At 63.0% G+C, this 20432-nt stretch carries 21 protein-coding genes; 14 read left to right on the top strand and 7 right to left on the bottom strand.

Annotation, left to right across the window (positions count from 1 at the left end; translation table 11 throughout):
* Nucleotides 1-118 precede the first annotated feature (118 nt).
* Entirely contained in the window at nt 119-673 is a 555-nt protein-coding gene (locus DM872_RS07340) for a magnesium transporter (RefSeq protein ID WP_179058841.1), read from the bottom strand.
* Between the two features lie 263 nt (nt 674-936).
* Between DM872_RS07340 and DM872_RS07335 the strand changes: the two genes are divergently transcribed.
* The 5 genes from DM872_RS07335 to DM872_RS07315 all read left to right on the top strand — a co-directional run bounded on the left by DM872_RS07335 (nt 937) and on the right by DM872_RS07315 (nt 4054).
* Nucleotides 937-1278: a hypothetical protein gene (locus tag DM872_RS07335; RefSeq protein ID WP_179058840.1), complete on the top strand. Its 342-nt coding sequence runs from the start codon at nt 937-939 to the stop codon at nt 1276-1278.
* Nucleotides 1279-1372: 94 nt separating this feature from the next.
* Nucleotides 1373-2194 (top strand): AraC family transcriptional regulator, encoded by an 822-nt coding sequence (locus DM872_RS07330; protein ID WP_179058839.1) that lies wholly within the window; start codon nt 1373-1375, stop codon nt 2192-2194.
* 135 nt (nt 2195-2329) lie between these two features.
* Nucleotides 2330-2746, top strand: a complete 417-nt coding sequence (locus DM872_RS07325) for a cupin domain-containing protein (protein WP_179058838.1) — start codon at nt 2330-2332, stop codon at nt 2744-2746.
* Nucleotides 2747-2962: 216 nt separating this feature from the next.
* Entirely contained in the window at nt 2963-3463 is a 501-nt protein-coding gene (locus DM872_RS07320) for a GNAT family N-acetyltransferase (RefSeq protein ID WP_179058837.1), read from the top strand.
* Nucleotides 3464-3619: 156 nt separating this feature from the next.
* The gene (locus tag DM872_RS07315) at nt 3620-4054 is read left to right on the top strand and encodes a nuclear transport factor 2 family protein (RefSeq protein WP_179058836.1); all 435 of its coding nucleotides are present in this window, start codon (nt 3620-3622) and stop codon (nt 4052-4054) included.
* A gap of 45 nt (nt 4055-4099) precedes the next feature.
* On the opposite strand, the gene DM872_RS07310 is transcribed toward DM872_RS07315, so the two are convergent.
* Nucleotides 4100-5329, bottom strand: a complete 1230-nt coding sequence (locus tag DM872_RS07310; protein ID WP_179058835.1) for an NADH:flavin oxidoreductase/NADH oxidase family protein — start codon at nt 5327-5329, stop codon at nt 4100-4102.
* Nucleotides 5330-5674: 345 nt separating this feature from the next.
* On the opposite strand from DM872_RS07310, the gene DM872_RS07305 reads away from it, so the two are divergent.
* The 4 genes from DM872_RS07305 to DM872_RS07290 all read left to right on the top strand — a co-directional run bounded on the left by DM872_RS07305 (nt 5675) and on the right by DM872_RS07290 (nt 8333).
* Nucleotides 5675-6193 (top strand): HvfA family oxazolone/thioamide-modified RiPP metallophore, encoded by a 519-nt coding sequence (locus tag DM872_RS07305; RefSeq protein ID WP_179058834.1) that lies wholly within the window; start codon nt 5675-5677, stop codon nt 6191-6193.
* 69 nt (nt 6194-6262) lie between these two features.
* Nucleotides 6263-7111 (top strand): HvfB family MNIO-type RiPP peptide maturase, encoded by an 849-nt coding sequence (locus DM872_RS07300; RefSeq protein WP_179058833.1) that lies wholly within the window; start codon nt 6263-6265, stop codon nt 7109-7111.
* Nucleotides 7104-7850, top strand: coding sequence for an HvfC family RiPP maturation protein (locus DM872_RS07295; RefSeq protein ID WP_179058832.1), 747 nt, complete (start codon nt 7104-7106; stop codon nt 7848-7850). The genes DM872_RS07300 and DM872_RS07295 overlap by 8 nt, the downstream gene beginning before the upstream one ends.
* A 60-nt stretch (nt 7851-7910) precedes the next feature.
* Nucleotides 7911-8333 (top strand): organic hydroperoxide resistance protein, encoded by a 423-nt coding sequence (locus DM872_RS07290; protein ID WP_179058831.1) that lies wholly within the window; start codon nt 7911-7913, stop codon nt 8331-8333.
* A 245-nt stretch (nt 8334-8578) separates the two neighbouring features.
* Here the strand turns inward: DM872_RS07290 and DM872_RS07285 are convergent, their stop codons facing one another.
* Nucleotides 8579-9886 carry a sensor histidine kinase gene (locus tag DM872_RS07285; protein WP_179058913.1) on the bottom strand — a complete coding sequence of 436 codons (1308 nt, stop codon included), beginning with the start codon at nt 9884-9886 and terminating at the stop codon, nt 8579-8581.
* Complete coding sequence (locus tag DM872_RS07280; RefSeq protein WP_179058830.1) at nt 9886-10626, bottom strand: response regulator; 741 nt, start codon at nt 10624-10626, stop codon at nt 9886-9888. The genes DM872_RS07285 and DM872_RS07280 overlap by 1 nt, the downstream gene beginning before the upstream one ends.
* A gap of 236 nt (nt 10627-10862) precedes the next feature.
* Between DM872_RS07280 and DM872_RS07275 the strand changes: the two genes are divergently transcribed.
* On the top strand, nt 10863-12086 hold the full coding sequence (locus tag DM872_RS07275) for a cytochrome c biogenesis protein DipZ (protein ID WP_179058829.1): 1224 nt from the start codon (nt 10863-10865) through the stop codon (nt 12084-12086).
* Nucleotides 12087-12247: 161 nt separating this feature from the next.
* The gene (gene ampC, locus DM872_RS07270) at nt 12248-13378 is read left to right on the top strand and encodes a class C beta-lactamase (protein WP_444860446.1); all 1131 of its coding nucleotides are present in this window, start codon (nt 12248-12250) and stop codon (nt 13376-13378) included.
* Nucleotides 13379-13543: 165 nt separating this feature from the next.
* On the opposite strand, the gene DM872_RS07265 is transcribed toward ampC, so the two are convergent.
* A complete protein-coding gene (locus tag DM872_RS07265; protein WP_179058827.1) occupies nt 13544-14275 on the bottom strand; it encodes an SDR family NAD(P)-dependent oxidoreductase in 732 nt (243 codons plus the stop codon).
* 287 nt (nt 14276-14562) lie between these two features.
* Between DM872_RS07265 and DM872_RS07260 the strand changes: the two genes are divergently transcribed.
* Complete coding sequence (locus tag DM872_RS07260) at nt 14563-14775, top strand: hypothetical protein (RefSeq protein WP_179058826.1); 213 nt, start codon at nt 14563-14565, stop codon at nt 14773-14775.
* Between the two features lie 75 nt (nt 14776-14850).
* Here DM872_RS07260 and DM872_RS07255 read toward each other — a convergent pair whose 3' ends face one another.
* Together DM872_RS07255 and DM872_RS07250 are read right to left on the bottom strand one after the other, a co-directional pair.
* Complete coding sequence (locus DM872_RS07255; protein ID WP_179058825.1) at nt 14851-15879, bottom strand: D-cysteine desulfhydrase family protein; 1029 nt, start codon at nt 15877-15879, stop codon at nt 14851-14853.
* A 77-nt stretch (nt 15880-15956) separates the two neighbouring features.
* The gene (locus DM872_RS07250; RefSeq protein ID WP_077521251.1) at nt 15957-16163 is read right to left on the bottom strand and encodes a tautomerase family protein; all 207 of its coding nucleotides are present in this window, start codon (nt 16161-16163) and stop codon (nt 15957-15959) included.
* A 192-nt stretch (nt 16164-16355) separates the two neighbouring features.
* Between DM872_RS07250 and DM872_RS07245 the strand changes: the two genes are divergently transcribed.
* Nucleotides 16356-17276, top strand: a complete 921-nt coding sequence (locus DM872_RS07245) for a LysR family transcriptional regulator (protein WP_179058824.1) — start codon at nt 16356-16358, stop codon at nt 17274-17276.
* Nucleotides 17277-17574: 298 nt separating this feature from the next.
* A complete protein-coding gene (gene katG / locus DM872_RS07240) occupies nt 17575-19770 on the top strand; it encodes a catalase/peroxidase HPI (protein ID WP_179058823.1) in 2196 nt (731 codons plus the stop codon).
* Nucleotides 19771-20432 lie beyond the last annotated feature (662 nt).

The following is a 20432-nucleotide window of genomic DNA, read 5'->3' as shown; positions in this document are numbered from 1 at the left end:
CCTCTCCCTCTGGGAGAGGGTTGGGGTGAGGGCTGCTATCGGCTGGCTCCGTGCCTCGTCATTTCGCGAATGAATTCGCTCCTACAGAGGCTGCGTAGGGGAATCCCTCTCCCAGGGCCTAGATGGTCCGCTTGAACTGATGCCACCGATGCAGCCAGGAAACGATCCAGTGCGGCGAGGCGGAGCCGGTGCCGGCGAGCCGGAGCTGCGGGTGGTGATTGATGACCCGGTCGAGCACGGATTCCTGATCCGGGTCCACATCCACGAAGAAGATGTGCTCGCCTTCCTTGACCTTCTCCTTCAGGTTGCGGAAGTGTGCATTGGGTACCTGGATGCCGAAGAAGCCGCCTTCCCAGATGCAGAAGCCCAAGATGACCACCGCAAGGAAAACGAAGGGTACCCATCCTGCCGGTGTGTCGGTCCAGCCCGCCAGCCAGGCGCCCAGGAGCACCAGCGCGGCCAGTGGTACGCCGATCAGCGCGCCAATCTCGCCGGAGTGGACGACATCCTGCTTCATGAAGGAATTCACATCATGGAGATGGTGCTGTTCGACGTCGGCGTCCTTGTCGCTCAGGACATGGATCTGCTCGGTATTGATGCCATTGGCCTCGAGTTCGGACTCGAGGGTTTCCAGGTCATCGAGGTTGTTGCTGATGTAGTAGTGCCTATTCATGACTCACCTCCGGATACTGGTTCGAAGTGGTCGTTCGCCTCCCGCAATCGATGGCGTTATTCCCGATGGTTATCCTCGAGCCCTGGCTGAAAATCCAGGGTTCTTTCACTGGAAAATTATAGCATCCGGGATTCTTGTCGAAGGCCTGTAGCCCTTGATGCACGCGGCCTTGGCCGATGACTTGCCCGTCCAGATGGTGGTCCTTGTCTAAACTGCTGATTGAACAGCTGGCGTGGCAACGCACGAGTCAGGAGGGTTGCTAGATGAATACATTGACCATCAAGAGCTGGTGCAAACCCCAGGGCGCGGAGAAGTCCGTTCCGATGGGGGATCTGCACTTCCACCTAAACAATGCCGATCATCTGCTACTCGAGGAAGCGGAAGAGCACCTGCAGCAAACCCATGAGCCGGACATGATGATCGATGCCGACATGGCGCACATGGAGCTGGTCACGCCCAGCGAGTGCGGTTCGCTTTCGGACCTGCAGTTCCGCGTCTTTCTCAGCAAGGACGATGAACGTGGGCTGTTCCACCTGGTAGGTCACCGCGAAAGCGATGGCAGCCTGGTGTACACCAACACGGTGATGATCGATCAGTTGGGCTGACGGCAACACGAGCAAGGGCGCGGATGAGTTGAATGAGCCACGCCCTTGTCATCTCAGCAAAGCTCCAGCTCGTCTGAGTCCCAGGGTGAGACACGTGGATCGACTGTCGTCCTTGCTGAGCAATTTCAGCCTGCATGCCTCGACCTTCTTCAGCGGCGGCTTCTGCGGCGTGGCCGCCTACCCCGGCGATGTCCCTCGCGGGTATCTGCACCTGCTGCGCGCAGGACGTGTGACGCTGGCTTCGAGCCATGGCGAGGGAATTGTGGTCGATGCGCCGAGCCTCTGGTTGATGGGACGACCCCTGGCCCACCGCATGAGCGCCAGCGACGAGGACGGCGCTGAGCTGGTGTGCGCCACCCTCGAGTTCGACGGCGGCGTCGACAACCCGTTATCGCGGGCACTTCCGGATTACCTGCTGCTGCCCCTGTCTTCCGTGCCGAGCGTTGCCGGCATCATCGATTGGCTGTTCAGCGAGGCCTTCGGCGACGAATGCGGGCGCGAAGCCGTCCTCGATCGCCTCTTCGAACTCATGGTCATCCAGCTCCTGCGCCATCTGATGGACAGCAACCAACTGTCCGGCGGCATGTTGGCAGGGTTGGCGAACCCGCGTCTGGCCAAGGCGATGACCCTGATGCACGAGGACCCCGCGAAACCCTGGTCAGTGGCCGATCTCGCCCTGGCCGCCAACATGTCCCGCGCCAGCTTCGCCGCGCAGTTCCGCGAGGTGGTGGGCATCACGCCGGCGGATTACCTGGTGAGCTGGCGCGTGAGCCTTGCGCAGAAGCGTCTGCGGGAAGGTCGGCCGATTGCGCTGATCGCCGACGAGGTGGGCTACGAAAGCCCATCCGCCCTGGCCAGGGCCTTCCGCCGCAAGGTGGGCGCCAGCCCGAGGGAGTGGGTACAGCGGCTGGAGTAAGCCACTTTGTATATTCGTGTGTCCGTCACGCTGCCATATACGTGCGCTTTCAGAAGCCGCCGAGTCCCGACACAACGTCGGCAGATGCCGTGGATAGGGTGAAGCCACCCAATCTTTCACCCGGAGGCACCTGCCATGTTGAACCTACGAACCCTCACCGTCGCTGCGGCACTGCTGGCGATCACCGGTCTTGCCCAGGCACATGAGGAAAAGCCCCAGGCCAGTTGGCAGAACGGCATCCACCGCACGGACCTCACCCGGCATGACCTGGAAGTACCCGGCTACGAAGCCATCCAGGTGCGCGTGGACTTCGAACCGGGCGTCGTGTCACCCCGGCATTCCCACCCGGGCGCGGAAGTCGCCTACGTGATTTCAGGCACCTTCGAGTACCAACTGGAAGGGCGTCCAAACGTCATCCTCAAGGCGGGTGAGTCCCTGTTCATCCCCGCGGGCACCCCCCATGTCGCGACGAACGTCGGCAAGGACAAGGCATCGGAGCTGGCGACCTACATCGTGCAGAAAGGTAAACCGTTGCTGAAGTTGGAGGAGTAAGCGGGGCGGCACTTGTCCGTGATGCCGCTGCATTTGTAGGAGCGAGCTTGCTCGCGAAGGGTCCCGAGCACGATCTTTCGCGAGCAAGCTCGCTCCTACACAAATGCGCCTCGGCTTCTGCAAGAATATGCGCCGCGTATTTCCTTGCACCGAGATGTCCATGCCGTCGATTCAATCCTTCCTTTCGCATCCGAAACCCTGCCACGGTGAGCGCCCATGACCGGCGCCATCGAACTGGTCGAAACCGGCCCCGAGCACATGGAGCTGATCCGCAACCTGTATCAGTTCTACGCCTACGAGTCCTCGGACTGGGAACAGGAAGACGTTGAAGTCGACGGTCGCTTCTACATCCATGACGAGCATCTGGCGCGCTACTGGCAGGAAGCGCTCTGGAGCGCGCACCTGATCCTGGTGGACGGGTTCATCGCCGGGTTCCTGCTGATCGAGCGAAGCGAACTGCGCGGGATCGATGCCCTCGAGCTGGCGGACCTGTTCATCCTCAAGAAGTACCGGCGCCAGGGTGTTGGCCGCGCCGTGGCCACGCAGGTGCTGACCAGCGGAACCAACGACTGGCTGGTGCGTTTCTACCCGCAGGACGAAATCGCCCTGGCGTTCTGGCGCACCGTGTTGGCCGAGCTTGAGCGGCCGGTGCACGAGATCGCCCTGGATGATGATCCGCAGTTGCTGAATTACCGGGTGACGCGAACGACTCACTGAGGGCGCGTTGCAAGTTGTACGGCCGGATCATAAAGCTGTCATTTTCGATCATTGAGCCGGGTATTTCCGGGTCGTATCGTCCTTCCAGCCCCCGACAGTGCTGCGCCGATGCGTGCCTGTCGGGCTTCCAGAAGAACAAATCGAGAGGAAGTGACGATGTCCGAACTGAACCTGCAACCCCAGGCCGCTGCCTCGCTGCAACGCTGGCACGAGATGGTCGAGCAGCAGGATCTTTCCGCGCTGCCGGAATTGCTGGCGCCGAATGTGGTGTTCCGCTCGCCCATGGCGCACACCCCTTATCCGGGGCCAATGGTGGTCTCGACCATCCTCAATACCGTGCTCAAGGTGTTCAACGATTTCACCTATCACCGCCAGCTGGCGACCGCCGATGGCCTTGGTGTCGTGCTGGAGTTCAGCGCACACGTCGATGGCCGCGAGCTGAAGGGTATCGACATGATCCACTTCGACGAGCAGGGCAAGATCGTCGATTTCGAGGTGATGGTTCGCCCCATGAGCGGCCTGCAGGCCCTCGGCGCAGAAATGGGACGACGTCTGGGCGCCTATCTGGCGGAAGCCAAGGCTGCCGTCTGAGGGTGTGGCACGGGCCATGAGATCGCCCATGGCCCGTGCACGCCGTCAGTTCCGCCCGGCGATCCAGCGGCGGTAGCGCCGCGTCCGGGTCGAGGTCGAAACCTGCTGCCCCAGCAGGGCGAGCAGCGGCGAAACATTCGGTCGCGTAGCGCGCCCCTTGCTCAACCGTTGCAACTGGTACTTCACCACCGCCATGTTGGCCATGGCGCCGAGGGTCTTGTTCTTCCAGGTGATGGGGCGCAGGGCAGGGGCGCTGTCGCCACCGTTCGACCACTCCCGCGGCAGATTCGGATTGATGGACAGCGCCGTGGCCATTCCGGCCAGGGCGATCCCGCTCTGGATGACTTTCTCCGCCACGGCGCGCCGCCGGATACCGCCGGTGACCATCAAAGGCATCCGCGCAATGGCTGCGATGCTTTCAGCGAATTCGAGGAAGTAGGCCTCGCGGGCGAGGGTGCGGCCATCGCGAGCCTGGCCTTGCATGGCCGGGGCTTCATAGCTGCCACCGGATAGCTCGACCAGGTCCACCCGATGCTCGTTGAGCATGGCGACCACACTGCGCGCATCCTCCGGGCTGAAGCCGCCGCGCTGGAAGTCCGCCGAGTTCAGTTTCACCGACACCACGAACCCCGGCGACACCGCGTCACGTACGCCCTGGACGATGTCGATGAGCAGGCGTGCGCGATTCTCGATGGAACCGCCCCAGCGATCCTGGCGCTTGTTGCTGATCGGCGAGAGGAACTGGCTCAGCAGGTAGCCATGCGCGGCGTGAATCTGTACGCCGTTGAATCCGCTGCGTTCGGCCAGTTGCGCGGCAGTGACGAAGCGACTGCGCACGTCCTTGATATCCGCTTCGGACATTTCGCGGGGCACACGGAACTGGTTGGAGAACTTGCCCAGGTCCAGCGGCACGGCGGAGGGTGCCAGGGTCGGCTGGCCCAGGGCGGCCGGTGTCTGTCGACCCGGATGGTTGATCTGCATCCAGACCTGGGCACCACGCGAGCGGGCGACCTCAGCCCAGCACCGGAAGCGCTCGAGGTGGCTGTCCGTTTCCAGCACCACGCCACCGGGGCCGGTCATGGCGCGGCCATCCACCATCACATTGCCGGTGATGATCAGGCCGGCACCACCATCGGCCCAATGCTGGTAGAGGCGCAGCAGCTCTGCGGACGGCGCATGGTTATCGTCGGCCATGTTTTCTTCCATGGCCGCCTTGGCCAGGCGGTTGGGTATCCGGGCGCCATTGGGCAGTGCAAGTGGTTCGAACAGGCTCATCGGTAGCTCCTCTTCTGCGGAGCCAGAATCCTAAGTTTAAAGTTAACTTTAATGTCAATAGGTCAGGGCGAATGCTCGGGCAAGGGCTGGAATGACCTGCAACGGGTGCCGTGAAATCCCCGTTGACGCGCGGGTAGGTGCAGGACGTATCCCAATGTATCCAGGCCCCGATCTTCATCGAGTCGCTTACAAATGCTTTTCCCTCCAGATACGTCACGGATACACGGCTGAGGCGAAATGGCCACACCCGAACGAGGCCAGCCCAGGCGCCTCGCTCCAGGGTCCCAATAGCCCTTGTGGCAAGCCCAGCGCGCCTTGGTCGCGCAACGTATCCGGAGAAACGCCATGTCCCGCCCCCAGTTCTCGAACAAGACCCGCATTGGCCTGATCGCTGTCGCTCTGGCCGGCGGCATGCACATGACCTCGGCCTTCGCCGTTGAGGCTCTGCCCCAGGGCTACATGCTCGCCGCTGCCGACAAGGCCGCTGAAGGCAAGTGTGGCGAAGGCAAATGTGGTGCGGCGGAAGCCAGCGGTTCCAAGGCCGCCGAAGGAAAGTGTGGTGAAGGCAAGTGCGGTGCCGCCGAAGCAAGCAACACCAAGGCGGCCGAAGGCAAATGTGGCGAAGGCAAGTGCGGCGATGCCTCCTTCGCGCGCACCGATACCGATGACGACGGCCTGGTATCCCGCAAGGAACTCCTGACCGTGGCACCGAAGGGCGAAGCGGAGTTCATTGCGATGGACACCAACAAGGACGGTTTCCTGTCCGAGGGCGAGGTCTACAAGTTCCGCAGCAACCAGTACCTGTCCAACGGCAAGAAAGTCCCCACCGAGCTGTTTTCCAAGATGAGCCAGGCCAAGAACTGATCCTCGCATCTTGATCCACCTCCCCGGTGCCTTCCGCCGGGGAGGTTCCTCACCTTCGGGAGAACACCCATGAACGCTGCTGCCTTCCCCCAGGGTGCCGGCCTTGGCTTGCGCCGTGCCTTGCTGCCCGAGCTACTGGCGATGGATGCCGGTGCCGTGGATTTCCTCGAGTGCACCCCGGACAACTGGATCAATGTCGGTGGACACCACGGAGACGCCCTGGCGCGCCTGTCCGATCGCTTCCCGCTGGCTTGCCATGGCCTCTCGCTATCCCTCGGCGGCCCGGCACCACTGGATCGTGAGCTGCTGCGGCGCATCCGCGAGTTCCTCGACGGACACAAGGTCGCGTTCTTCAGTGAGCACCTGAGTTACTGCTCGGACGATGGCCAGCTCTACGACCTGCTGCCGCTGCCTTTTACCGACGAGTCGGTACGCCATGTCGCCGCGCGCATCCGCCAGACCCAGGACGCCCTGGAACGACGCATCGCCGTGGAGAACATTTCCTACTACGCCGCGCCCTACCAGGCCCTGCAGGAGATCGATTTCCTGCGTGCGGTGCTGGAGGAGGCCGACTGCGACTTGCTGTTGGACGTCAACAACCTCTACGTCAACTCGATCAACCACGGCTACGACGCCAGCGAGTACATGGCTGCTCTGCCGGCGGAGCGGGTCGTCTACCTGCACGTGGCGGGTCACTACGACGAAGCGCCGGACCTGAAGATCGACACCCATGGAGCCACGGTGAAGGGCGACGTCTGGTCGCTACTGGAACAGGCCTACCAGCGCTTCGGTGCGCTACCGACGCTGCTGGAACGCGATTTCAACTTCCCGCCGCTGACGGAGCTGCTGGGTGAGGTCGAACAGATTCGCGCGCGCCAGCAGGCAGCCATGCTGTGGCCGGAGGTGCGCCGTGCATGAAGTCCTGCATGAACAGCTGATGAGCATGGCGCGCCATGTGCGCGACCCACAGAACAACGCGCCGCCTCCCGGTATCGAACCGCGCCGCCTGGCGGTGTACCGCCGGTTGTTCTTCGGCAATGTGGAGTCGTTGCTTGCGGGCTGCTTCCCGGTCATCCGCGCCAGCCTCGGTGCGCAGCGCTGGCAGGTCCTGATCGAGGCTTTCTTTGCCGATTACCGCTGCCAGACGCCGCTGTTCACTGAAATCTCCGGGGAGTTCGTCCGCTATCTGGAAGAGGGCGGCGCCGACACGCTCGAGCTGCCGGCCTGGTTGGCGGAACTGGCCCATTACGAGTGGGTGGAAGCTGCGCTGCTCCTCAGCGACAGCGAGGAACAGGCCCATGATCCCGAGGGCAACCTGCTCGACGGCATTCCCCTGTTGTCCAGCCTGGCCTGGCCGCTGGCCTATCAGTGGCCGGTGAGCGAGATCGGTCCCGACTTCTTGCCGAACGACGTGCCCGATCAACCGACCCTGGTGCTGGCACGGCGCGGTGTCGACAAGAACATCCACTTCTCGCGCCTGGCACCGCTTGCTCATGCGCTGCTCATGTCCCTGCAGGAACGTGACTGCTCCGGCCATGAACATCTCCACGCCCTGGCCGAAGCCATAGGCGTGCACAGCGAGGACCTGCTGCCGCAAGGCCTGGCCCTGCTGGAAAACCTGCGCGCCCAGGGCGTGGTGCTCGGCACCCGTATCTGAGGCGCAGACAAATGCCGGCGCCCGCCGGCACTTCCTTCCCTGTAGCCAGGAAACACATTGATGACCGCAATCCTGCAAAGCACCCTCTACACCGCCCAGACACGCACCACCGGTGGCCGCGATGGTCGTGGCGAATCCTCCGACGGCGAGCTGAACGTGCGCCTGAGTCCACCTAACTCGGGCCGACCGGGAACCAATCCGGAGCAACTGCTGGGCGTCGGCTGGTCGGCCTGCTTCATTGGCGCCCTGCGCCGCGCCGGCCAGAGCCTGGAAATCCGCCTGCCGGACGATGTGGCGGTGGTCGCCGACATCGCCCTGGGCAACACCGCCGACGGCGGCTTTGCCCTGGCGGCGAAGCTGCGGGTGGAACTGCCGGGCCTGGCGAGCGATGACAAAGCCCGTCTGGTCGAAATGGCTCACCAGCTCTGCCCGTATTCCAAGGCAACCCGCGACAACATCGAGGTGACCTTCGACATTCCCTGATCGAAATCGGCCAGGCCAAAGCCCGCGTGCCCAGAGCGCGCGGGCTTTTTTCGTTGCGGTGCGGTCTCATCGCCGAAGGTGATCGTGTAGGAGCGAGCTTGCTCGCGAACAGCCGGGGCAGGATCTTTTCGCGAGCAAGCTCGCTCCTACGGTCAGTTCGTAGGATGTGGTTGAGCGAAGCGATACCCATCGGCTCCGAGAAACAGCATGGGTATCGCGGGCTCAACCCATCCTACGTTGCTACCTCAATCGGCAGCGCCAAGCTCCAGCCGTGCACAGAGGCCGCCGCCGTCGCGGTTGGCCAAAGTCAGGCGTGCGCCCAGTGCCTGGCTCAATTGCTGGGCGATGGCCAGCCCGAGACCGGTGCCGCCGGTGGTGCGGTTGCGCGAGCTTTCCACGCGATAGAACGGCTTGAAGACCTCCTGCAGGTCCTCTTCGGCAATGCCCGGTCCGTTGTCGTTCACCAGCACCTGTACCTTGCCCTGTGCATCTCGTTGCACGGCCACCTCGGCGCTGCCGCCAAACTTCAGGGCGTTGTCGATCAGGTTGCTGAGCACCCTGCGGAAAGCATGGGGGCGGGTTTCCAGCAGCAGGCCGCTGGAGCCCGCGAGGGTCACGGCCTGGCCGCTGTCCTGGTAATCGCACACGAGGCTGTCGAGGAAGGCATCGAGGTCGACCCGGCACAGCGCTTCGCTGGCACCGTCCATGCTGCGGGCGTAGGCAACGCCTTCACGCACCAGATGCTGCATTTCGTTCAGGTCGCTCCACAGCTTCTCGCGCTCCGGGGAGGGGTCCATCTGCTCCACACGCAGTTTCATCCGCGTGATGGGGGTCTGCAGGTCGTGGGAGATGGCGGCCAGCAACTGCATGCGCTCTTTCAGGTACGCACCGATGCGTCCTTGCAGCGCATTGAAGGCGCGGGCCGCGTAGGAGACTTCCTGGGGACCGCGTTCGTCGAGTTCGGGGCCGGGCGTGTCCGGGTCGAGATGGTCCACGGCCTCTGCGAGGCGGGTAAGCGGACGGATCGCCATGCGCACCGCCAGCCAGGTGCAAAAAAGCAGTACCGCCAATTGCAGGATCAGCATCACTGGCAGCCACTGGGCCATCGGAATGGGGCCGGGCGTGACGTCCACCGTCAACGGGCGGCCGTCGCTCAATGTCAGGTGCGCCTGGAAATGCGGCCGGGGGCCGGGAATGTTTTCGAAACGCAGCGGATATCGCTGGCCGATCGCCTCTGCAATGGAACTGGCCGCCATGTGGGGCTGGGTCATGTCCATGGGCTCGCCCGGAGTGCCCGCATCGAGCCGATAGCGGTAGTTGCGCCGTTCCAGCAGTGACAACCAGGTGGCACGTTCCTCTGCCGGCAAGCGGTCGATCAGCGCCACGGCAGTGCTCACGTCGTGTTCGAGGTTGCCGAGCATGACGTCGCGCCCGGTCTGGTAGCGCTCGTAGAACTGCGAGGCGAAGGACATCCCGTAGGCCAGTACCAGCCCGGTGAGGAAGATCAGCGCCAGGCGGGCGGCCAGGGTGGTTGGCCAGCGGGGCAGGGCCATCACGTCGTGGGCTCGATCAGTTGCACGGGTAGCGAGAAGACATAGCCTTCGCTGCGCACCGTCTTGATATAGGCGGATTCGCGCGCATCGTCCTGCAGACGTTGGCGCAGGCGACTCACCAGCAGGTCGATGGAACGGTCGAACACGTCCGCCTCGCGGCCCTGAGTGAGGTTGAGCAATTGCTCGCGGCTGAGCACGCGCTGCGGGTGATCGAGGAATACCCGCAGCAGTCGATACTCCGCGCCGCTCAGGGCGACCAGCGTCCCTTCGTCATCCAGCAGGTGGCGGGCCGTGGTGTCCAGGCGCCATTTGCCGAAGCCGATCAGGCGACTGCTTTCGCTGATCTGCAGGTTGGGCGGGAGCATACGGGTGCGGCGAATCACGGCGTTGATCCGCGCCAGCAGTTCACGGGCCGAGAAGGGCTTGGTCAGGTAGTCGTCGGCGCCCATTTCCAGGCCGATGATGCGGTCGGTCTCTTCGTTGCGCGCTGTCAGCATCAGCACCGGGGTCGCCTTGTGCTTACCCACACGCAGTTCGCGGCACAGGCGCAGGCCGTCATCGCCGGGCATCATGATGTCGAGGACGATCAGGTCGACGGCATTGGCCTCGAGGAAGGCGCGCATCTGCCGGCCATCGGCCGCCAGACTGACGCGCAGGCCATTCTTCTTCAGGTAGTTGCCGACGAGTTCGCGAATCTCCCGGTCGTCGTCAACGACCAGGATGTGATCGACATGGTCCATGGAATAACCTCGTTAGTGGCTGTTCGACGCCCAGTGTATCGGGCATTCCCGCGCTTGCCCGCCACCCTTTGTATTCCACTGTATCCGCCGCCCTTGCTGATACCTGCCAGCGCAATCCCGGTCGGCACCGGACACATCGGCGATACCTCCCCGCCATGAAATGGGTACCCAGCGGATGCCCCCTGCGTCCGCCCCCGCCCGGAGCGTACCGGGCCCCATCTGCCACTGAGGTGCCTATGCTGCTCGTTGCATTTCTAGGCGGGGTGCTGACCCTGTTCAGCCCCTGTGTACTGCCTGTCCTGCCCTTGTTGTTCTCCCGTGCCGGTGGTCCCGCCTGGTTGCCATTGCTGACGCTGGCTGGGCTGGCCTCCGGTTTTGCCGTGCTCGCCAGCCTCGCCGTGGTTTCCAGTGAATGGGTGATCAACGCCAGCCAATGGGGACGCTATCTTGCCCTGGTATTGCTGGCCGCCTCGGCGGCGGCCCTGCTTTCTTCGCGAGTTGGCACCTGGCTGTCGCGTCCCTGGGTGTGGTTGGGGGACCGCCTGCAGGGTGATGCCCGCAGCCTGCCGCCAACGCTTTCGGCCTGGCTGATGGGTTTTGCCGCCGGCCTGCTCTGGGCGCCCTGTGCCGGCCCCATTCTGGGATTGATCCTGTCCGGTGCCATGCTCAACGGCGCCAGTGCCTCCACCAGCCTGCTGCTGCTCAGCTATGGGCTCGGCGGTGCCGTGGCAATGGGCGGGCTGATCTTCCTCGGGCGTGGCGTGTTCCAGCGGGCGAAGCTGTCGCTGGGCGCGGTGGAATGGCTGCGTCGCGGCGCCGGTGCAGTGGCGTTGCTGGCGGTCGTCGGCATTGCCACGGGCACCACTGACCAGCTGTCCGGCGTGGGGTCTTCCCGGCTGGCGGCCGAACTTGAGCGTAAGGTGATCGAGGGTGTTCCAGCCATGCTGGAGAGCGTGGTGGGCAGCGCCCGTGCCGACAGCATCGAACAACTGCCAGACCTGGGCGCGATGCCGTCGCTGCAGGGTGCGACCCAGTGGCTCAATGGCCCGCCGCTGACCAACGAACAACTGCTTGGCAAGGTAGTGCTGGTGGACTTCTGGACCTTCGACTGCATCAATTGCCGCAACAGCCTGCCGTACGTGAACCAGTGGGCCGCGCGCTACGCCGACAAGGGCCTGGTGGTGATCGGTGTGCACACGCCCGAATACCCCTTCGAACGGAAGATCGAAAACGTGCGTGAGGCGATCGATCGCCTGGGCGTCAAGCATCCGGTGGCCGTCGACAATCAGTACCGAATCTGGAATGCCTTCACCAACCAGTACTGGCCGGCGCATTACTTCATCGATGCCAACGGGCGTGTCCGTCACCTGCATATCGGTGAGGGCGACTATGAGGACCAGGAGGCGATCATCCAGAAGCTGCTGCAGGAACGAGCAGAAGCGGGGAAGACCGCAAGCTGATCTGATCCCGGTGCGCGGCTGCAGGAGGCGCCGCGCAATACCTGGTGGTAAAGGTGTTTTGGAGGGACTTGCCCGAGATGGTAGGTTCTTCCGCCCTTATCCATGATCGAAGGACGAGCTCGATGCGCCCGACAGGAACGTGCCGCGCACAGATTTTCTTGATGAGCCTTGCAGCCTTGCTCGGCGGCCAGGCCATGGCGAACGACGCGCCGGAAGCCATCGACGCCAGCGCCGAACAGGCCGCTCGCCAGGTGATGCAGCAGTACGGCATTCCGGGCCTGGCCATCGGCGTCATCGCCCAGGGCGAGCGACGCTTCTACAACTATGGCGTGGCATCGAAGGCCACCGGTGAGGCTGTCACCGGCGACACGCTGTTCGAAGTGGGCTCCATCAGCAAGACCCTGACCGCGACCTTGGCCAGCTACGCAGCAGCCACTGGCAAGTTGTCGCTCACCGACAGCCCGAGCAACTACCTGCCGGCGCTCAAGGGTAGCCGGATGGACCAGGTGACGCTGCTCAATCTCGCCACCCATACCGCTGGCGGCTTTCCCCTGCAATTGCCCGATGACGTCCGCAACGAACGCCAGTTGATGGACTACTACCGCGCTTGGAAACCGCAGTTCGCCCCGGGCACCTATCGCACCTATGCCAATCCCAGCATCGGACTGCTGGGTGTGGTGGCCGCCAAGAGCCTGGGCGTGCCCTATGCCCAGGCGATGGAGCGCGACCTGTTGCCGAAGCTCGGCATGGACAACACCTGGATCGACGTGCCAACCAGTGCGATGCCGCGTTACGCCCAAGGCTATGACAAGCAGGACGCGCCCGTACGGGTGAACCCGGCGATGCTGGCGGCAGAAGCTTATGGCGTGAAGACCAGCAGCAAGGACTTGCTGCATTTCGTCGAAGCCAACCTGGGCTTGGCTGTAATGGATGGCGCCTTGCAGAAGGCGATAGACGCCACGCGCACTGGCTACTACAGGCTGGGGGCCATGACCCAGGACCTGATCTGGGAGCAGTACGACTACCCGGTGGCGCTGCAAACGCTGCTGGAGGGCAATGCCAGCCAGATGGCCCTTGAAAGTCATGCCGTCACGGCCCTCACGCCGCCCCTGGCGCCGCAACAGGCGGTCTGGGTCAACAAGACCGGCTCGACCAATGGCTTCGGCGCCTATGTGGCCTTCGTGCCTGAGAAGCAGCTCGGCATCGTACTGCTGGCCAACAAGAACTATCCAAACGAAGAACGGGTGAAGCTGGCGTACCGCATTCTCGGGGAACTGGACGCGAAGCCGTAGGTTGTAGGGAGATTTCGTGGGGCGGCTGCGGGCTCTCACGCTGAACGTGTAGGAGCGAGCTTGCTCGCGAACAACCCGGCGCAAATCTTTCGCGAGCGAGCTCGCTCCTACAGGTCCCCATAAAAAAGGGAGGCCGAAGCCTCCCTTTTTCCTGCCCTCAGGCCATTACCACTTGCCGGTGCTCATGCCACCATCCACGGCCAGGACGACGCCGGTGGTGAAGTCGGCCTTGGCCAGGTACAGCACGGCATCGGCAATTTCCTGGACGGTGCCGACGCGGCCCGACGGCGCGAGGTTGTTGAGGAAGTCGCGAGCGGCCGGGTCGTGCATCGGGGTGTCGATGATGCCGGGGGCCACCGCGTTCACCTGGATGTTGTGCGGAGACAGCTCCAGGGCCAGGGCACGGGTCAACTGGTTGACGCCACCCTTGATCAGTACCGGCAGGGCTGCGGGTACGTTGATGTTCGGCTGCAGGGCGACCGCCGCAGAGATGTTGATGATGTGCCCACCGCCTTGTTGCTGCATGTGCGCCGCCGCTACCTGGGACGTGTAGACGACGCCCTTGAGGTTGGTATCCAGCAGGCCTTCCAGGTCTTCCGGGGTGTAGTCGACAAAGGGTTTCGGGAGGAAGAAGCCGGCATTATTGACCAGTACTTCCACGCTGCCGAAGGCTTCGATGGCCGCGGCGAAGGCGTTGCGTGCAGTGACCGGATCGGCAACGTCACCGGCGACGCCAATGAAGCTGGCCGGATTGCCCAGGCTGGCGGCGGCTTCCTCGAGGCGCTCACTGGACCGGGCAGTACCGACGACGTTGTAGCCGTTGTCGATGAAGGCTTTGGCCAGGCCCAGGCCGATGCCGCTGGATGCGCCGGTGATGATTGCGGTTTTCTTGCTCATGGTGTGTTCCTCGCAGAGATAGTCGGGGGCTTCTTTCAGCGGGTCCGGAAAGTTGGTCGCTGTTGGGGAGGACTATATTCATGCGCTTGAAGTCGAAAAATCCGCTTTGCCTTGTTTCAGTTGATACGTGGTGTAACTAATATCGTGAGCGCTGGAGAGCCGATTTGTACGCTTCTGTATCTGGGCGGCCGGGGCTTACACAGGTGTGCAAAGTAGCCACGGTGCGACACATCGAGGGCATCCGCGCCGTAGAGACTGATGCCCACGACCTCCGTGGGATGAAATCGATGAAAACCCTGAAAAGCTTCCTGACGTCCATAGCCTTCTCCCTGGCCGGTGTCGCCGTGCACACCAATGCCGCCACCGAGAATCAGCGCAACTCAAGCGGCGTGTGCTTCCAATCGACTCCGCTCGGCAGCCGGAAGGCATTGCCAGAGGCGGGCAGGGATGGCGTGGCAAGCGACTCGCTCGAAGCGCCGATCGAGCGCGCGCAAGGCTGACGGCAGTTCCGTGCGGGGGAGGGTAATCCCTTGATGTAAGAGAATCGGCCGGGCGTATTCCCCCGGCCGCATCCCTTACTCGTAGGCGGAGCGGTAGGCGAAGATCCCCGGCAGGCCGCCGGTCATGACGAAGAGGAGGTTGCTGCCCGCTGGGAAATCACCCCGTCGGGCTGCGGCCAGCAGGCCTGCGAATGCCTTGCCGCCGTAAACCGGGTCGACCAGTAATCCTTCGTGGGAGGCCAGCAGTCGAGTGGCTTCAAGCATCGCTTCGGTAGGCGCACCGTAGGCATCGCCACGCTGGCTCCCGTCGATCCTCACCAAGCTTTCATCCAAAGTGGATGACGAATCGAGGAGCTGCATGACCTGGCGGGTCTTGTCGACGGTAGCCGCCAGCGCCTGCTCCTCGGTGGCAAGTACGGTGTAGCCGGTGATACGCGTGGAAGCACCCGTCAGCGCAACGCCCGCCAAGAGCCCAGCGTGGGTGCCGCCGCTGCCATTGGGAATGATGATCTGCGTGAATTCCAGGTCGAGGGCCGATGCCTGGCGGAGAATTTCGAGCGCACAGGCTGTATAGCCCAGGCTGCCTCTGGGGCTGGAGCCGCCCAGGGGCATGAAGAAGGGTTTTTGGCCTTGTTGCCTGAGCCTGTCCTGCTGCTCGGCCGCGTAGGCGTCGGGCGAGGCGCCCTCCGGCAGGCGGTGGAGGGTCGCACCGAACAGGCCATCGAGAATGAGGTTGCCGCCATGGCGGAAATCGTCGTCGGTGCGCACGGCGGAGGGGGCCAGGATCAATTCGCAGGCGAGGCCGTGGCGAGCCGCGACGGCTGCAGTGAGGCGCGTATGGTTGGATTGCAGGCCGCCCCAGGTGACCAGGGTATCGGCACCTTCGGCCAGCGCTTCGCCGAGCAGGAACTCCAACTTGCGCAGCTTGTTGCCGCCACCGCCCAGACCCGTCAGGTCATCGCGTTTCACATAGAGGCTGCAACCATTCAGCTCGGGAAGGGCGCTCAGGTGTGAAAGACGCTGGATGGGCGTCGCGCCTTCCAGCAGCGTCACCCTGGCGTAGCGTGCGAGGGCCGCATCCAGGTGACCGAGATCGTTCGACATGCAGGCTGCTCCTGTGGTGTTGCGACGTCATGGATTGCCCACCCGGCGAATACCGGGTGGGGCAGGGCACGGGCGGGTCATCCCGGCTGGTTCTTGCGGTACTCCGTGGTGGTGATACCGGCGTAGCCCCAGTTATCGGTGTCCACTTCTTCGATGACGATATGGGTGAGGTCCGGGCGCTTGCCGAGCACGCGTTGCAGGGTGTCGGTGATTTCGGCGATGACCTGGGCTTTCTGCTCCCGGGTAACGCCGTCACGGGTGATTCGAACGCTGACGAATGGCATGTTTTGGCTCCTACGGAGTTGCTTCAGTGAACACCGGGGCAACAGGACGATGCGCCCTCGGTATGGTTTCGCCACCAACAGATGGTAGGCCTGGACGGCTTCGCTGAGCGGAAGCACCCGCACTATATTTGTGCCGCATGGGCGGATAAATGTAGCCTTGGATACTTCAGTTGATACCCGGTGTAATGAATCGTGAAACGGCATTTCGATGACATCCAGCTGGGCAGCATCGAGCTCTTCTGTCTTGCCGCGGAGGCGGGGAGTTTCACGGCTGCGGCGCTTTCGGCAGGGGTTACGCCGGCGGCCGTGAGCCGCTCGATTTCGCGGCTGGAGGAGCGCCTGGGCACGCGCCTGTTCGTGCGTACCACGCGGAGCATCCGCCTCACGGAAGGCGGCCGTGCCTACTTCGAACAATGCCGGCAAGCCTTGACCCAACTGGTCGAAGCCGAGCGCGAGGTGATGGGCAAACAGCTCGAACCCGTCGGCGAATTGCGCATCAGCATTCCCACCACGTACGGGCATTACCGCATCCTGCCGCTGCTGTCCCGCTTTCGCGAACGCCACCCCGGCGTGAAGATCGACATCCACCTGAGTAACCGCAACATCGATTTCGTCGCGGAAGGCTACGACCTGGCGATCCGTGTGCGTGCCCAGCCGGACTCCACGCTGATCGCCCGGCACCTGGAAGATGCGCGACTGGTCGTGATCGCCACGCCGGAGTACCTCGCCCGCGCCGGGACGCCCACCAGCCTCGACGACCTCGAACAGCACGATTGCATCCAGTTCGAATTGCCCAGTAGTGGACGACGTATCTCCTGGTTGTTCACCGAGGACGGCAAGGAGCGTGAGATCTTCGCCAACGGCAACTACTGTTGCTCGGACGATGTGCTGGGCGGAGTGACCCTGGCCAGGCACGGCGCTGGGCTGTTCCAGACCTATCGCTTCATTGTCGAACGGGACCTGGAAGAGGGTTCACTGGTGGAGGTGCTTCCGGAGTTCGGCGGTCGCTCTCGCCCTTACACCTTGCTGTATCCCCATGGGCGCCATGTTCCATTGCGCCTGCGCGCCTTCGTCGACTTCCTGATGGAGTGCCAGCGGGAGTGGAAGGTCTGATCGGTGGGGGCCTTTACCGGCCCGGCGATTGAATTCGGCTATGGCTGAAAGATCGTTTCATCATCTTCCCGAACAGGTTCAGCACTCCCTGTGATAAGGCCCGGAAGCCCTTGAAATCCCATGGGATATCACCGCTGCCCAGGTGGCGCGGGCCTTGTTCCGGCGGGCCGAGCCCGTATCGATTTCACATTCCTTGTCTACTATCAATGCCATTTCCAAAACCTATTGGCTGGGTCGGCGCCTGGATTCCAAGCTGAATAGACTGGTTGGCTGATGACAAAAGAGAGAGGAGATAAGCATGTCCAGTGAAGCTAAGTGCCCGTTCGCAGGGAAAAATGTGAGTGCGGGTGTTATGCCATCGAATGCGCAGTGGTGGCCCAACCAACTGAATCTCAAGATCCTCCATCAACACTCGCCTGCTTCCAATCCACAGGCGGCTGATTTCAATTATGCCGAAGCATTCAAGACCCTCGACCTCGACGCCGTCGTCAAGGACCTGCACGCCCTGATGACCGACTCGCAGGAGTGGTGGCCGGCTGACTATGGCCATTACGGCCCGCTGTTCATCCGCATGGCCTGGCACGCTGCCGGTACCTACCGCATCGCCGATGGCCGTGGCGGTGCGGGGACCGGTAACCAGCGCTTCGCGCCGCTCAACAGCTGGCCGGACAACGGCAACCTCGACAAGGCGCGCCGCCTGCTGTGGCCGATCAAGCAGAAGTACGGCAACAAGCTGTCCTGGGGCGACCTCCTGGTGCTGACCGGCAACGTCGCGCTGGAATCCATGGGCTTCAAGACCTTCGGCTTTGGCGGTGGTCGCGTGGATATCTGGGAACCGGAGGAAGACGTCTATTGGGGCGCCGAGAAGGAATGGCTGGCCACCAGCGACAAACCCAACAGCCGCTATAGCGGAGACCGTCAGCTCGAGAACCCGCTGGCTGCCGTGCAGATGGGCCTGATCTACGTGAATCCGCAAGGTCCGGACGGCAATCCCGACCCGGTCGCTTCGGGGCGTGACGTCCGCGAGACCTTTGCCCGGATGGCCATGAACGACGAGGAAACTGTGGCCCTCACCGTCGGTGGCCATACCTTTGGTAAATGCCATGGCGCGGGCGACGCCGCGCAGGTAGGGGTTGAGCCCGAGGGCGGCGATATCGTCGACATGGGCTTCGGCTGGAAGAGCACCCATGGCAGTGGCATCGCGGGCGACGCAATCACCAGCGGTCTGGAAGGCGCGTGGACGCCGACGCCGACCAAATGGGACAACAGTTACCTCGAAACCCTCTACGGTTTCGAATGGGAACTGACCAAGAGCCCAGCTGGCGCCCATCAGTGGAAGCCCAAGGGGACGACGGGAGACGGCCTGGTGCCGGATGCCCACGACCCGTCAAAGCGCCACGCACCCATGATGACCACCGCCGACATGGCGATGCGCATGGACCCGGCCTACGAGAAGATCTCCCGTCGCTACAAGGACAACCCGGCGGAACTGGCGGACGCCTTCGCCCGTGCGTGGTTCAAGCTGACCCACCGCGACATGGGGCCGCGCAGCCGTTATCTCGGCAAGCTGGTGCCGAAGGAAGAGCTGATCTGGCAAGACCCGGTTCCTGCCGTCGACCACCCGCTGGTGAATGACCAGGATGTAGCTGCCCTGAAAGCGAAGATCGCCGCGAGCGGACTGTCGGTTTCGCAACTTGTGAGTACTGCTTGGGCCGCCGCATCTTCCTTCCGTGGCAGCGACAAACGTGGCGGCGCCAACGGTGCGCGCCTGCGTCTGGCACCGCAAAACGCGTGGGAGGTGAACCAGCCGGCTGAAGTGGCCAAGGTGATTTCCACCCTGGAAGGCATCCAGAAGGACTTCAACGCCTCCGGCAAGAAAGTCTCGCTCGCTGACCTGATCGTGCTGGCCGGCGGCGTGGGTGTCGAAACCGCAGCGAAGAACGCCGGTGTGAATGTGACCGTGCCCTTCGCGCCCGGCCGTACCGATGCTTCGCAAGAGCAGACCGATGTGGATTCCTTCGCACCCCTGGAGCCGCTCGCCGATGGCTTCCGCAATTACGTGAAGAAGGGCTACGAGGATTCGACGGCAGAAATGCTCGTGGACAAGGCCCAACTGCTGAAACTGAGCGCGCCGGAAATGACTGTGCTGGTAGGTGGCCTGCGGGTACTCGGCGCCAACTTCGGCAAGTCCCAGCACGGTGTATTCACCTCGCGTCCGGAAACGCTGACGAACGACTTCTTCGTGAACCTGCTGGACATGCGGACCAAGTGGGAGCGGTCTGCGTCCGATTCGAATGTACTGGAAGGCCGCGACCGCAGCAGCGGCGCACCCAAGTGGACCGCGACCGTAGTTGACCTGGTCTTCGGCTCCAACGCCCAGCTCCGGGCTATCGCGGAGTACTACGGCAGTTCCGACTCGCCGCAGGCCTTCGTGCGCGACTTCGTAGCCGCCTGGACCAAGGTGATGAACGCGGACCGCTATGACCTGAAGTAAGGGTGGAATGGCAGGTCCGGATGGGCCTGCTGCATTACTTGCCTGACCCACGCCGCCGGCAGGGCACCCCTGTCGGCGGCTTTTTTTCGTCCAAAGGGTGCTCAAGAGCTTCGCGAGCAAGCTCGCTCCTACAAGTGCGACTCCGGATTCTCAGTCGTTGGCGCAGAAGTCCGCCTGGTTTTGCACGGCAAGCCTGGATTCTGCACGGACCAAATATGTAGGAGCGAGCTTGCTCGCGAACGGGCAGGCTCAAGCGCTTCGCGAGCAAGCTCGCTCCTACAAGTACGACTCCGGATTCTCAGTCGTTGGCACTGAGCTCCGCTTGGTTTTGCACGGCAAGCCTGGGTTCTGCACGGACCCAATATGTAGGAGCGAGCTTGCTCGCGAACGGGCGGGCTCAAGAGTTTCGCGAGCAAGCTCGCTCCTACAAGTGCAGCTCCGGATGATCGGTCGTTGACACTCGATCAGTCGGGGCTAGCCTCAAGACGTGGGAAAAAATCCCACACCAAAATACAAACCGGCTTACAGGACGCATGCGAATTCTGAAATTGACTTCAAGGTTCGTATGCAAGGGTTGAGCGGGTTGGGCACTGGCTTTTCAGGACGCGGTAACCCATTTTCCAATGCTTGCGTTCGATAGGGAGATGACTACGCAACTCCGT

The sequence above is a fragment of the Pseudomonas taiwanensis genome (assembly GCF_013393345.1).
Lineage (GTDB): Bacteria > Pseudomonadota > Gammaproteobacteria > Pseudomonadales > Pseudomonadaceae > Metapseudomonas > Metapseudomonas resinovorans_C.
This window is presented reverse-complemented; position numbering and strand designations above follow the sequence as displayed.